The following is a 12,704-nucleotide window of genomic DNA, read 5'->3' as shown; positions in this document are numbered from 1 at the left end:
TCTCCCTCCGGCCGCACCGTCGCGGCCCGAGGAGAGGCCAAGGTGAGCGTCCATGTGGGTCAGGTGTAGAAAGGGCAGGTGAATGTGACGTGGTCGCAGGTCTTGGCGTGGCGCCTGCGGCGTCAGCATGTGAGCGGCCCGGGCGCCGACGACCCGGTGGCGGTGGCCAGGCGCCTGTGCGGGGTGCAGACCCAGGTGGCCTCCTCGGCCCAGCAGGCGGTCGCGCTCCGCAGCGCGCGCCCCGATCCCGGCGCCATCGACCGGGCCCTGTGGCAGGAGCGCACGCTGGCCAAGACCTGGGTGATGCGCGGCACCCTGCACCTGGTGCCGGCCGATCGGCTGCCTGACTACTGCGCAGCCCTGGCCACGCTGCGGTTCTGGGAGAAGGGCGTGTGGCAGCGCGGCCACGGCGTGACCGCGGCCGAGATCGAGGCGATCGTCGAGGCGGTCCCGAAGGTGCTCGGCGAGACCCCGCTGACCCGCGAGGAACTGGTCGACGCCGTCGTGGCCGGCACCGGCGACGCCCACCTGCGCGAGGCGCTCACCTCGGGATGGGGCGCGCTGCTGAAGCCCCTGAGCAGGCTGGGCGAGCTCTGCTACGGCCCGCCGCGCGAGGGCAAGGTCACCTTCACCGCGCCGCGCGCGTGGCTGCCGTCCTGGCCCGCCGAGCTGCCGCCCCAGGAAGAGGCCGGCGTCCGCCTCCTGCGCGACTACCTGGGCGCCCACGGACCGGCCTCGCCGGAGACGTTCGACAGGTGGCTGTTCGGCGGCGTCGCGAAGAAGTCGGTGCTGAAGGGCTGGTTCCGCGATCTGGCGCCCGAGCTGACCGAGGTGGAGGTGGACGGCGAGCCGCTGAAGGCTCTCACCGAGCACGTGGACGACCTTGCCGCCACCCGGCCGTCGGAGGAGGTCCACCTGCTGCCCGGCTTCGACCAGTACATCCTCGCCGCACCCCGGAACCTGGCCGCGCTCGTCCCGCCCGCGGTGAAGCCCAAGGTCAGCCGGGCGGCGGGCTGGATCTCACCCGTGGTGGTCCACCAGGGCCGGGTGGCCGGGGTGTGGGAGCCCAAGGACATGAGCGTGGAGCTGTTCGAGGACGTCCCCGCCGGCCCGCTCGCCGAAGCGGTGACCGGGATGCGGGCGCTGCTCGCCGAGCTGTGACACTGGACCCATGACCCGAGACTTCGCGCAGGTCGACGTTTTCACCGACACCCCCTACCGGGGCAACCCGCTGGCCGTGGTCCTCGACGCCGACGGGCTGAGCACCGAGGACATGCGGCGCTTCGCCCACTGGACGAACCTGTCAGAGACCACGTTCGTCCTGCCGCCCACCAGCCCCGAGGCCGACTACCGGGTCCGGATCTTCACCCCCACCACCGAACTGCCGTTCGCCGGCCACCCCACGCTCGGCACCTGCCACGCCTGGCTGGAGGCCGGAGGCAAGCCCGCCGGCGGGGACACGATCGTGCAGGAGTGCGGCGCCGGCCTGGTCGACGTCCGGCGCACCGCCACCGGCCTGGCCTTCGCCGCGCCGCCGCTGCTGCGCGAGGGGCCGGTCGAGGACGAACTGGTCGAACGGCTGGCCGAGACGCTGCGCATCGACCGCACCGCGATCGTGGACGCGCAGTGGGCCGACAACGGGCCGGGGTGGGTGGCGGTGCTGCTGGGCAGCGCGCAGGAGGTGCTGGAGGTGCGGCCCGGTGTGGTGGACCTGGACATCGGGGTGGCCGGGCCGTACCCGGAGGGGTCGCCGCAGGCGTTCGAGGTCCGCGCGTTCTTCCCCCTGCACGGGGCCACGGCAGAGGACCCGGTCACCGGCAGCCTGAACGCCTCTTTGGCCCGCTGGCTCCTCCGCACCGGCCGCGCCACCGCCCCCTACACCGCCTCGCAGGGCACCGCCCTCGGCCGCGCCGGCCGCGTCCACATCTCCACGGAAGCGGATGTCATCTGGGTCGGTGGCTCTTCCGTCACCTGCATCCGCGGCGCCGTCGATATCTAGCTCTCTTTGTCGGTTGCGGCGGTCTCTTTCGTTACGGCGCCCTCTTTCCGCTACGGTGCCTTCTTTCCGCTACGGTGCCTTCTTTCCGTTACGGTGCCTTCTTTCCGTTACGGCGCCTTCTTTCCGTTACGGCGCGCCTTCTTTCCGTTACGGCACAGCCGCCCCCACGCCACCCGCCGTCGTGGGCGGGCGCCGATCGTGGGGGTCGCTTCTCACGTCGGACGTGGTCCCCGCCGTCACGGCCCACGCCGACCGGCCACCGGGATCCACGCCAGGCCGGTCGGCTCTTGTGGGGCTTGTTGTCAGGTGGGGGTTTTGCGGAGGGTGAAGCGAGTGGTGTCGCCTGGGCGGAGTTGGGCGGCCGTCGAGAGGTCAGCGGCGGACAGGACGGCGATCACCGGGTAGCCGCCCGTCGGCGGGTGGTCGGCCAGGAAGATGATCGGCTGGCCGCTGGGCGGCACCTGGACGGCCCCCGCCACCATGCCCTCGCTGGGCAGTTCGCCCTGCCGGGCACGCTCCAGGACGGGCCCGCTCAGTCTCACGCCGACCCGGTTGCTGTCCTGGGTCACCTCGTAGGGCCGTCCGCACAGTTCCTTCAGCGCTCCCGGCACGAACCAGTCGTCACGTGGCCCCGGCACCACCCGCAGCACCGCCGGCCCCGGCTCACGCAGAGGGGCCACGTCGACCGAGATCTCCGCCAGCCCGTCCACCGGGCCGACGGGCAGTACGGTCCCCGGCCGGAGCACGGCGGGGCCGAGGCCGGACAGGGAGTCCGTCGAGCGGCTGCCCAGCACCGGCTCGACCGCTATCCCGCCCCGGACGGCGACGTAGGTGCGCAGGCCCCTTGCGGGTGTCCCGAAGCGCAGTTCGCCTCCGGCCGGAACCCAGAACGGCGCGCCCATTCCCGCCCGGACCGGCACCGTCATTCCCGCGCCGGCCGAGATCAGCGGGCAGGGGGCGCCGGTCACCGCCACCCACGCGCCTGCCGGGAACGCCAGGCTTGCGCCTCCGAAGGTCAGTTCGATGCCGGCGTGGCCCTCTGGGTTGCCCACCAGGCGGTTGGCCAGGCGCAGTGCGGTGGTGTCGGCGGCGCCCGAGTAGGGGACGCCCAGGTGGGCGTAGCCGGGGCGGCCGAGGTCCTGGACGGTCGCGTAAGGACCGGGCTTGATCACTTCGATCATGCGGGCTCGAACCGCACACGCGTGCCGGGCCGGAACAGGGACGGCGGATCGGCCCGCACGTCCCACACCCGGAGATCGGTACGCCCCAGCAACCGCCACCCACCGGGCGAGGCGCTCGGGTACACCGCCGAGTGCGGGCCGGCGATGGCCACCGAGCCCACCGGGACCGACGTGCGGGGTGTGGCCAGCCTGGACACGTGGAGCACCGGGTCGAGCCCGGTCAGGTAGGCGAATCCGGGCGAGAAACCCAGCCAGCCCACGACCAGTTCCCGTCCGCTGTGCCGTGCCACGACCTCTTCCGGTGTCAGCCCGGTTTCCCCGGCGACGTCTGCCAGGTCGGCGCCGTCGTAGACGACCGGGACCACGACGGCCGGGGTCCCGGCAGTCCGGTCGCCGGACGGCGGCTCGGCGGCGGCTCTGGCCAGGTCCGTCAGCCGTTCGCGGAGGCGTAGCTGGTCGGCGCCGGGGGCGACGACGAGGACGGTCTCCGGGCCTGGGACGATCTCCACGACGGAGCCCGGCCGCTCGGCACGCAGCAGTGCGTCCAGCCGGTGGGACACCTCCAGCGACCCGGTCTCCACGAGCAGCCCGTGCTCACCGGCCGCCCTGATCACCGCACCGCCGCGGTCATGCGAACGCCTGCAGGACCACGCCGGCCTCCAGCAGCTGATCGCGTACGGCCTGCGCGAGCCGTACCGCGTCAGGGGTGTCGCCGTGGACGCAGATGGAGCGCGCCAGGACCTCGACCTGGGAGCCGTCGGCGGCCAGCACGCTCTTGTCGAGCGCCATGCGCACGGCGCGCGCGGAGACCGCGGCCGGGTCGTGGATCACGGCGCCGGGCTCGCGCCGGGGCACCAGCGCGCCCGACGGCGTGTAGGCGCGGTCGGCGAAGGCCTCGGCGATCGTGGGCACGCCCTCGGCGGCGGCGACGCCGTGCACGACGGAGCCGGGCAGCGTGAGGATCGGCAGCGTGGGGTCGTAGTCGGCGACCGCGTCGACGACCGCGGCGGCCTGGCCGGGGTCGCGGCAGATGCGGTTGTACAGGGCGCCGTGGGGCTTGACGTAGGAGACGCGGCCGCCCATCGCGCGGGCGATGCCGTCGACGGCGGCGAGCTGGTAGAGCACCTCGGCGCACAGTTCTTCCGGCTCGACCTCCATCTCCCTGCGCCCGAAGTGGGCCAGGTCGCGATAGGAGACCTGCGCGCCGATCGACACGCCCCGGTCGACGGCGGCGGCGCAGGTGCGCCTGATGGTCACGGGGTCGCCGGCGTGGAAGCCGCAGGCCACGTTGGCGCTGGTCACGATGTCGAGCAGCGCCAGGTCGTCGCCGAGCCGCCAGATGCCGAATCCCTCGCCGAGATCCGCGTTGAGGTCGATCACCATGGCCCTATCTTCTACCGTGGCGCGACGAAGAGCGTCTGGGTGGCCGCGCCGACTTCGCCGTGTTCGTCGAACAGGGCCGATCGGGTGAGCCCGCGGCCGGACGGGCCGACGACGGTCTCGGCGTCCATGCAGATCCACTCGGTGGCCGGCGTGCGGAGCAACGTGACCGTGAGGTCCAGGTTGACGAACATGTGCGTCTCGAACGGCAGGGCGTAGCTGATCCCGTTGCCGCTGTCGGCCACGGCCAGGAGGCGTTCGAGCGGGGTCGTGGGCTCGTCCTCGACCAGGGGGACGCGCATGCGCATCCACGCCGTGGCGGGGCCGGTCTCCACGGGGGTGCCCTTGACGAAACGCCAGTCCATGGCTCTGCCGTACCCGAAACCGGTCGACAGCCACGACGGCGGGGTCGGCTCGTCCGGGACGGGGGCGGGCGGCGGCGAGGTGGCGATCTCGGGGCTCTCGCCCTCGCGGATGCGCCAGGCGGTGGCCCTGACGTATTCGCGGCCGCCGGCCCGGACGGTGGCGGCCAGGCACTGCACCCGCCTGCCGTCGCGGATGACCTCCGCGCTCACCTCCAGCTCACCGACCGGGACGGGGCCGAAGACGTCGGCGGCCAGCCGGGACAGTTCCAGGCCCGGCACCGGCGCGGTGCGGCCCAGTTCGTAGGCGATCAGGGCGGTGACCGGGCCCATGTGCTGGAAGCCCGGGTGCCAGGGACCTTGGGTGTGTTCGGTGGCGAGGTAGCGGCCGGGGCCCAGCCAGGAGTACATCGGCATGGTTCTAGATCTCGTCCGGGATGTCGGCGATGTCGTCGAGAGCGGCGGCGAGCTCCTCGGGGTCGCCGCCGATGCGCTCGGCGATCTCGATCAGCACGTGCAGCACGTCGTGGCGGTCGTGCCCCAGGTCCAGCAGGCGCTGGGCGGCCTCCCACAGTTGCGGCGGGTCGCCGTCCCACAACCTGGTCGCGATCTCCTCGTGCCAGGCCAGGTGCTCCTCGTCGATGTCGCCCACGTGGTCGAAGCGCAGCAGCGTGCGCCGGTCGGCCTGGTCGGCGGGGTCCAGCTTGTCGAGGTCGATGTCGCCGTGCATGCCCTGCAGGAACGGGAAGGCGAAGACCCGCCTGGCCAGCGCCGACAGGTCGCCGTCCGGCAGCAGCCGCTCCAGCAGCGGCAGGTCCAGGCCGAAGGAGGTCGGGTCGCGGTAGGCCTCGGGGAACTTCGCCGTCGCCTCCCACACCGCGTCCTGCGTCGCGCGCAGTCCTCGCTCCGGCAATCCGGTACGGCCCGCCGCGAAGCGCACCCACGCCGACAACACGTGCGGCATCGCCTCCTGCTCGGCCCGGCTCAGCATCACCTTGCGCGGCAGCCAGTCCAGCAGGAACGTCTCGCACTTGACCGGGCTGACCCGCATCGGCCGGTTGAAGTCCTGCTCACAGCCGTAGTCGATGATGTGGTCGGCGCAGCGCGAGGCCGCCGACGGGTCCGACAGGTGCTCGGCGGCGTCGGAGGACAGGAACTCCGCGGCCAGCATGGCCCGCCGTTCGCGGCTGTAGGGCGCCTCGATGTGCAGCGGCGCCGGGCGCTTGCGGCCGGGCGGCAGCGCCTTCAGCCGGGAGCGGGCGAAGGCGTGGTAGGCGCTGTAGCTGTCGCTGACCGGCGGCGGCGTCTTGGGCACTGTGTTCGATGGTCGCGCCCGCTTCGCCGCTCGCTGGCTCGTCCCTCGCTCTCTCCCGTCGAGCTCCTGCGCTCCGATGGTGGCCTTCATCGCCGACTCCAGCAGCGCCCGCGCCTGCTGCGGCTCGATCTCCTCGAACAGCAGCATCGGGTCGGCCTCGGCCTCGGTCCTGGCCTGGTCGAGCAGCTTCTCCACGTGGGAGGAGACCCAGGCGTCGCGGGCCATGCCGTTCATGTTGTGGTCGACGACCAGCACCAGCGCGTGCCGGTCCTGGGGACGGTCGGCCGTGGCCTCGCCCCACCGGTAGGCGAAGGTGCAGATCACGGTGTCCTGGTCGCCGTAGGCGTCGCGGGAGACGTAACAGCCGGTGGGCTTGACCGCGCCCACCCGGTCGGCCCAGCCGGGCCTGGCCACGCCGCCCTCCATCATCGCCAGCGCGGCGCCCTCGGCCTTGGCGCCCTGACGCGCGGTGCCGAGGTAGGCCAGGCAGATGAGCAGCGTCAGCGAGGCGGGCGTGCCGGCCTTGGCCGCGTAGTCGACCAGCCCCTCGCCGAGCACCTGCTCGACGTCACCGCCCTTGACGCGCTTTCCCCACCAGGCGCCGATCATGTCGGAGACCATCAGCTCCGCGTCGAGCGGCGTCCGTACGGCGAGAAGTTCGCGCGCCGCCTGCAGCATCTCCTGGAAGACTTCATCAGGATTGGTTCGATGTCGGCGCACGCCCTCACTCTCTCGCATTCCAGGCACAAACGGCGCGTTTCACGCAGCCTGGTGACCCCGATGTTATCGGGCGCTACGGGGCGGGGGCGCGGAGTTCACGATGGCGAGCAGGTGCTCGCGCGCGATGCGCTCCACGATCTGGGGAGTCGCCTCGATGCCGAGGTGCTCCGCGCAGGCGCACACATCGGCCACACATCGGTCGATCGTGTCGACGGGCACGGTGAGAAACTCTTCGGCCAGCCGATGACTAACTGGCTCTTTGAGCATGCGTGTGGCCAGAGCGAGCATAGTCGTGAGATTCCTCTGCAAGCCCGAGGGCAAACCCCCCGGAGGCGGACGCGGGCGACTTGCGCTCTCATTTCATCTGTTCTCGGGCCGGTGTCAAGCCTCCAGGCCGACTGTGTTCTCTACGTTTACAAGACGTTCTCGCCCACCTAGTGGTGGACCACGGCCGACCACCGAACGTGAGAGACCCTTTCGTGCGAAGCTGTTGCCATGCGCATCCAGCTCGCCCAGCGGACGGAGGCCGACGAGCTACTCGGCCGCAGCCCGCTCGCCCTGCTCGTCGGCATGCTGCTCGATCAGCAGATCCCGATGGAGTGGGCGTTCACCGGCCCGCACACCATCTCGGAGCGGCTCGGGCACGACCTCACGGCCGGGGAGATCGCCTCCTACGACCCCGAGGCGTTCGCCGCGCTGCTGGCCGAGAAACCCGCCGTGCACCGCTATCCGAAGTCGATGGCGAGCCGCGTCCAGCAACTGGCCGCCTACCTCGTGGAACGCTACGAGGGCGAGCCCGAGCGGATCTGGGCCGATGCCGCCGACGGCAAGGACTTGCTCAAGCGACTGCAAGATCTTCCGGGCTACGGCAAGCAGAAGGCACAGATTTTTCTGGCTCTGCTCGGCAAGCAGCTCGGCGTCCAGCCATCCGGCTGGCGCGAGGCGGCCGGACTTTACGGCGAGGAGGGTTCCCACAGGTCGGTGGCCGACGTCACCGATCCGGAGAGCCTGGGCAAGGTCAGGGCAACCAAGCAAGAGGCCAAAAGGGCGGCGAAGGCCAAGTAGCCTGATCTTGCTGCGTAATGTGGAGCGATTTTGACAGGATGCGTTGTCCATAGTGGAGACCCGCGGGTGGCGGGGGCTTCCGTCCGCGCACACCCATCGCCGATGATGTACAGCAGAATCCGGTCGCCCGGAGCTGCGCTACGCCGATACACAGTTATGGAGATGTGCCGCGTGGGAGACCCTGGCACGCGACGGAGGTGCCGACCATGAGCGCCGAGACCTCCGTTCCCCGTCCCCGGGAGTCGGATGTGGACATCTCAGACTCCGGCCTGTTCAAGGGCCTGCTTTCCGAGGCGGAGTTCGCCTTCGCCTTCTTCGACGTCGAAGGCCGCGTCCAGCGGGTCAACGACGTGTTCACGGACGTCGTCAGCGTGCCCGCGGACAAGCTGATCGGAAAGCCACCTGTCGAGACGCTCGCCGCCGACCTCAGCCAGCTGATCACGCATGCCGTACAGGCCGTGATCGAGAGCGACGGGCCCGTCACCGAGAGCCGGGTGCGCGTGCGCTCGGCCGACGGCGACACGCGGCACTGGTCGCTGTCGTTCTCGCCGATCCACGACGAGGGCGGCGAGCTGCGTGCCGTCGCGCTGGTCGGGCTCGACGTGACCGAGAGCCGCCAGACCGAGGAGGAGCTGCGCCGCAGCGAGGAGCGCTACCGCTCGCTGGTCGAGGCGCAGTCGCAGCTGGTGTGGATCACCTCGCCCACGGGCGCGGTCGTCGAGGACGCGCCCCAGTGGCGCGCCATCACCGGCCAGGGGCTGGAGGAATACCTCGGGCAGGGCTGGCTCGACGCGGTCCATCCCGACGAGCGTCAGCAGACCGAGGAGGCCTGGCGCGAGGCCCTGCGCGGGCGGACCATGTTCGAGTGGAACTACCGGGTGCGCACCCGGGCCAGCGGCTACCGGCACTTCGAGGTGCGGGCCGTACCGATCATCAGGCATGGCCGGGTGGTCGAGTGGGTCGGCGCCAACACCGACGTGACCCCGCAGCGCGAGGCCGAGGAGATGCGCGGCAGGCTGACCGACCAGCTGGGCGCCGCCGCACTGCGCACGGCCAGGCTGCAGGGCGCGACCGCGCTGCTCGCCGAGGCCCTGACGGTCGAGCACGTGGTTCAGGTCATCATCGACGTCGGGCGCACCGCGCTGGCCGCCGACCGCTCCGCGGTGGCGCTGCTCGACCCCGACCGCGCCATGCTGCAGCTGATCAACGGCGAAGGCGTGCCCGAGGTGCCCGGAGCCGCGGGCGAGGAGATCCCGCTCGCCCACACCAGCGTGATGACGATCGCGGTCAACAGCCGCAGGCCGGTCTTCGCCGAGTCGCCGGAGAGCCTCAAGTCGCAGCTGCTGGAAGCCGGCGGCAGCGAGGAGGTCCTGTCGGCCTACCTCAAGCACAGCGACGAGCGGGCCTGGGTGGGCCTGCCGCTGCTGGCCGCGGGCCGGGCGCTGGGCGCGCTGCGCTTCTCCTTCACCAGGCCGCAGAAGATCTCACAGGAGGACGGCGTCTTCCTGGAGGCGCTGGCCGGGCAGTGCGCGCTCGCCGTCGAGCGGGCCACGCTGTTCGAGCGCGAGCACCGCACCGCCGAGACGTTGCAGCGCAGCCTGCTGCCCGACCGGCTGCCCGTGGTCAAGGGGCTGGTGCTGGCGCAGCGCTTCCGTTCAGGAAGCCGCCACGTGCAGGTCGGCGGCGACTGGTACGACGCCTTCGTGCTCCAGGACGGCCGGGTGGCCGCGGTGGTCGGCGACGTCATGGGCAAGGGCGTCAAGGCCGCCGCCGGCATGGGCCGGATCCGCAACGCCATGCGCGCGCTGGCGCTGACCAACCCGCCTCCGGCGGCCGTGCTGACCGGTCTCGACCGGGTCTTCGAGGCCACCGAAGAGGAGGAGCAGGTCACGACTTTGGCGTACATGGTGGTCGAGCCGGTGACGGGCGAGGGGACGCTGGCGCTGGCCGGTCACCCGCCGCCCGTGCTGGTTTCGCCGCAGGGCACGGCGATTCTGTGCGACGCCGAGCCCGGTACTCCGCTAGGCTGGCCGACCAGCCGAAGGCAGTTCCGGTTCGTGGTGCCGCCTGGCCATACCGCCGTGCTCTACTCCGACGGTCTGGTGGAAAACAGGAAGCGCGGGCTGGACGCCGGTCTGGCGGAACTTTGTTCTGTTGTGACCGAAGCTCCGCCCGAGGTCGTCAGTAGTTCGCATATGCTGCTGGACTTCCTGGTAGACCGGATGTTGTCGGGATATGAACAGGATGATGACGTTACCGCGCTGGCCATTCATGTTCCGCCGGCCACGAAGAGTGACTGAATGAAACAGTCATAAGGGTTGCTTTCGGGTATCAGTGCCGCCCTTACGTACGCACTACTGTCCGGGTCGGCCTAGGGTGGAGGTCAACCGCCGGGAGGTGGCCGTATGAAGTGCTGGGGCATGCCAGAATGCTGGATGGTCCGTTTGCGCTTCGCACGGCCTCGCCGTACTCCTAGAGAGGCATAGCCCCCCAGCGGGGATCTGGGTCCATTGTCGCCACGCGTTCGTTCGAGAGGTGTTCGTGTCGCCTGCAAGTTCGACTCGCTCGAAGCCACAAGAGCTGAACGAGCCCGTCATTCAGCGACTGCTCGAGCGTGGGCGCTCGCAGGGTTTCCTCGAGTCTGAGGATGTCCGCCAAGCCTTCGAGGAGGCGGACATCCCGATGTCGCACGCCGCCGCGTTCTTGCGGAACCTCAGTAAAGAGGGCGTGACCGTGGTGGTGACCGCCGCGGATTCGGCGGCACCGAAGAAGTCTCGTGGTCCAGCAAAGCGCCGCACCGCTGCCCCCGTCAAGACGAAGACCGCAGCGGCCGCCAAGGAGCAGCAGCCCGAGACCGTGACTGCGGTCGTGGGCGCGGCTGAAGCCGAGCCCGTCAAGAAGGCTGCTCCTGCCAAGAAGGCCGCCCCGGCGGCCAAGAAGGCCGCACCCGCCAAGAAGGCCGACAAGCCGGAGAACAACAACACCGGCCCGGCCGACACCAAGCCCAAGGCCCAGGACGGCGCCGAGGACGAGGACATCGACCTTGAGGGCGATGTCGACCTCGAAGACCTCGAGGACATCGAGGTCGACGACGAGGAGATCGTCGCCGAGGCCGAGACTGAGACCGAAGAGACCGACGACGACGCCGAGGAAGAGCCCAAGGCCGAAGCCGCGGCCGCCGCCGCGGCGCCGGAGAAGAACGAGGAAGAAGTCCTCATCCTCTCCGACGACGACGATGACGCCCCGGTCGCCCAGGTGGCCGCCGCGGGAGCCACCGCCGACCCGGTCAAGGACTACCTCAAGCAGATCGGCAAGGTCCCCCTGCTCAACGCGGAGCAGGAGGTCGAGCTGGCCAAGCGCATCGAGGCCGGCCTGTTCGCCGAGGAGCAGCTCGGCGGCGAGGTCGACAACCTGCCCGTCGACGTGCGGGCGGAGCTGGAGTGGATCGCCGAGGACGGCCGCCGGGCCAAGAACCACCTCCTGGAGGCCAACCTCCGCCTGGTGGTCTCGCTGGCCAAGCGCTACACCGGCCGCGGCATGCTCTTCCTGGACCTGATCCAGGAAGGCAACCTGGGCCTGATCCGCGCCGTCGAGAAGTTCGACTACACCAAGGGCTACAAGTTCTCCACGTACGCCACGTGGTGGATCCGGCAGGCGATCACCCGAGCCATGGCCGACCAGGCGCGGACCATCCGCATCCCGGTCCACATGGTCGAAGTGATCAACAAGCTGGCCCGGGTCCAGCGGCAGATGCTGCAGGACCTCGGCCGCGAGCCCACGCCCGAAGAGCTCGCCCGTGAGCTGGACATGACGCCCGAGAAGGTCGTCGAGGTCCAGAAGTACGGCCGCGAGCCGATCTCCCTCCACACGCCGCTGGGCGAGGAGGGCGACAGCGAGTTCGGTGACCTCATCGAGGACTCCGAGGCCATCGTTCCGGCCGACGCCGTCAGCTTCACGCTGCTGCAGGAGCAGCTGCACTCCGTTCTCGACACCTTGTCGGAGCGAGAGGCGGGCGTCGTGTCGATGCGCTTCGGGTTGACCGACGGGCAGCCGAAGACGCTGGACGAGATCGGCAAGGTCTACGGCGTGACCCGGGAGCGGATCCGCCAGATCGAGTCGAAGACGATGTCCAAGCTGCGACACCCGTCGCGGTCCCAGGTCCTCCGGGACTACCTGGACTAGGGCGCCTGGTTTTCGAAGGCCCCGTACCCCTGGTGGGGTGCGGGGCCTTCGCGTTGCCCACCCTGGTTGTGGGTGCCGGAGGCCACCGCCCCGGTTGCGGGCACCGGACGCCGCCGCCTTGGGTTGTGGGTGCCGGAGATCGCCGCCCCGGTTGCCCTAGGCCGGGACCGCCCTTGGACGAGCAAGCCCGGAGGTCGTCGGCCTGGTCGAGCAGCAGGAGGCCACCGCCCCGGTTGTCCTGGACAGCAGCCGCCTTGGTAGTGCAAGCCCGGGGGATCGCCGCCCTGGTCGCGCAGATGGCAGGTCGGTGGTGCCTGGCGCGCCTGGATGGCCGGTAGCGCGGGACCGTTGACGCCACGCGCGATGGCGCTCCGTGCTGGGGTGCACCCCATGCTTGTCGCGGTGCGCGGTGCGCGGTGCGCGGTGCGCGGTGCGCGGTGCGCGGTGCGCGGTGCGCGGTGCGCGGTGCGCGGTGCGCGGTGCGCGGTGCGCGGTGCGCG

Annotated in this window: 11 protein-coding genes; 5 read left to right on the top strand and 6 right to left on the bottom strand. The window is 70.9% G+C overall.

The features are described from left to right. Nucleotides 1-78: 78 nt before the first annotated feature. Together HNR40_RS49215 and HNR40_RS49210 are read left to right on the top strand one after the other, a co-directional pair. Entirely contained in the window at nucleotides 79-1,161 is a 1,083-nt protein-coding gene (locus HNR40_RS49215) for a winged helix DNA-binding domain-containing protein (protein WP_312896828.1), read from the top strand. Between the two features lie 10 nt (nucleotides 1,162-1,171). After that, complete coding sequence (locus HNR40_RS49210; RefSeq protein WP_184974447.1) at nucleotides 1,172-1,999, top strand: PhzF family protein; 828 nt, start codon at nucleotides 1,172-1,174, stop codon at nucleotides 1,997-1,999. A gap of 302 nt (nucleotides 2,000-2,301) precedes the next feature. On the opposite strand, the gene HNR40_RS49205 is transcribed toward HNR40_RS49210, so the two are convergent. From HNR40_RS49205 to HNR40_RS49180, 6 genes are all read right to left on the bottom strand, one after another. Then, entirely contained in the window at nucleotides 2,302-3,180 is an 879-nt protein-coding gene (locus HNR40_RS49205; RefSeq protein WP_184974446.1) for a 5-oxoprolinase subunit C family protein, read from the bottom strand. Beyond that, complete coding sequence (locus HNR40_RS49200) at nucleotides 3,177-3,794, bottom strand: 5-oxoprolinase subunit B family protein (protein WP_184974444.1); 618 nt, start codon at nucleotides 3,792-3,794, stop codon at nucleotides 3,177-3,179. Before HNR40_RS49200 ends, HNR40_RS49205 begins: the two co-directional genes overlap by 4 nt. Nucleotides 3,795-3,807: 13 nt before the next feature. After that, nucleotides 3,808-4,563, bottom strand: a complete 756-nt coding sequence (locus HNR40_RS49195; protein ID WP_184974442.1) for a LamB/YcsF family protein — start codon at nucleotides 4,561-4,563, stop codon at nucleotides 3,808-3,810. Nucleotides 4,564-4,574: 11 nt separating this feature from the next. After that, nucleotides 4,575-5,333, bottom strand: coding sequence for a thioesterase family protein (locus HNR40_RS49190; RefSeq protein ID WP_184974440.1), 759 nt, complete (start codon nucleotides 5,331-5,333; stop codon nucleotides 4,575-4,577). A gap of 10 nt (nucleotides 5,334-5,343) precedes the next feature. Next, complete coding sequence (locus HNR40_RS49185; RefSeq protein ID WP_246510774.1) at nucleotides 5,344-6,915, bottom strand: hypothetical protein; 1,572 nt, start codon at nucleotides 6,913-6,915, stop codon at nucleotides 5,344-5,346. A gap of 105 nt (nucleotides 6,916-7,020) precedes the next feature. Next, nucleotides 7,021-7,245 carry a hypothetical protein gene (locus HNR40_RS49180; RefSeq protein ID WP_184974436.1) on the bottom strand — a complete coding sequence of 75 codons (225 nt, stop codon included), beginning with the start codon at nucleotides 7,243-7,245 and terminating at the stop codon, nucleotides 7,021-7,023. Between the two features lie 207 nt (nucleotides 7,246-7,452). Between HNR40_RS49180 and HNR40_RS49175 the strand changes: the two genes are divergently transcribed. The 3 genes from HNR40_RS49175 (at nucleotide 7,453) to HNR40_RS49165 (ending at nucleotide 12,204) form a co-directional block, all read left to right on the top strand. Further along, a complete protein-coding gene (locus HNR40_RS49175; RefSeq protein WP_184974434.1) occupies nucleotides 7,453-8,022 on the top strand; it encodes an HhH-GPD-type base excision DNA repair protein in 570 nt (189 codons plus the stop codon). A 206-nt stretch (nucleotides 8,023-8,228) separates the two neighbouring features. Next, on the top strand, nucleotides 8,229-10,322 hold the full coding sequence (locus HNR40_RS49170; RefSeq protein WP_184974432.1) for a SpoIIE family protein phosphatase: 2,094 nt from the start codon (nucleotides 8,229-8,231) through the stop codon (nucleotides 10,320-10,322). 241 nt (nucleotides 10,323-10,563) lie between these two features. Further along, a complete protein-coding gene (locus tag HNR40_RS49165) occupies nucleotides 10,564-12,204 on the top strand; it encodes an RNA polymerase sigma factor (protein ID WP_184974430.1) in 1,641 nt (546 codons plus the stop codon). Nucleotides 12,205-12,704: the final 500 nt, after the last annotated feature.

This window comes from Nonomuraea endophytica, assembly GCF_014203235.1.
Lineage (GTDB): Bacteria > Actinomycetota > Actinomycetes > Streptosporangiales > Streptosporangiaceae > Nonomuraea > Nonomuraea endophytica.
The sequence above is the reverse complement of the archived record's forward strand: the minus strand, read 5'-3'. Positions and strand labels throughout refer to the sequence as shown.

Excerpts from the sequence above, each read along its gene's own strand:
- HNR40_RS49185 (WP_246510774.1), bottom strand. The coding sequence starts at position 6,915 with ATGCTGCAGGCGGCGCGCGAACTTCTCGCCGTACGGACGCCGCTCGAC.
- HNR40_RS49180 (WP_184974436.1), bottom strand. The coding sequence starts at position 7,245 with ATGCTCGCTCTGGCCACACGCATGCTCAAAGAGCCAGTTAGTCATCGG.
- HNR40_RS49210 (WP_184974447.1), top strand. The coding sequence starts at position 1,172 with ATGACCCGAGACTTCGCGCAGGTCGACGTTTTCACCGACACCCCCTAC.
- HNR40_RS49170 (WP_184974432.1), top strand. The coding sequence starts at position 8,229 with ATGAGCGCCGAGACCTCCGTTCCCCGTCCCCGGGAGTCGGATGTGGAC.
- HNR40_RS49195 (WP_184974442.1), bottom strand. The coding sequence starts at position 4,563 with ATGGTGATCGACCTCAACGCGGATCTCGGCGAGGGATTCGGCATCTGG.
- HNR40_RS49175 (WP_184974434.1), top strand. The coding sequence starts at position 7,453 with ATGCGCATCCAGCTCGCCCAGCGGACGGAGGCCGACGAGCTACTCGGC.
- HNR40_RS49190 (WP_184974440.1), bottom strand. The coding sequence starts at position 5,333 with ATGTACTCCTGGCTGGGCCCCGGCCGCTACCTCGCCACCGAACACACC.
- HNR40_RS49205 (WP_184974446.1), bottom strand. The coding sequence starts at position 3,180 with ATGATCGAAGTGATCAAGCCCGGTCCTTACGCGACCGTCCAGGACCTC.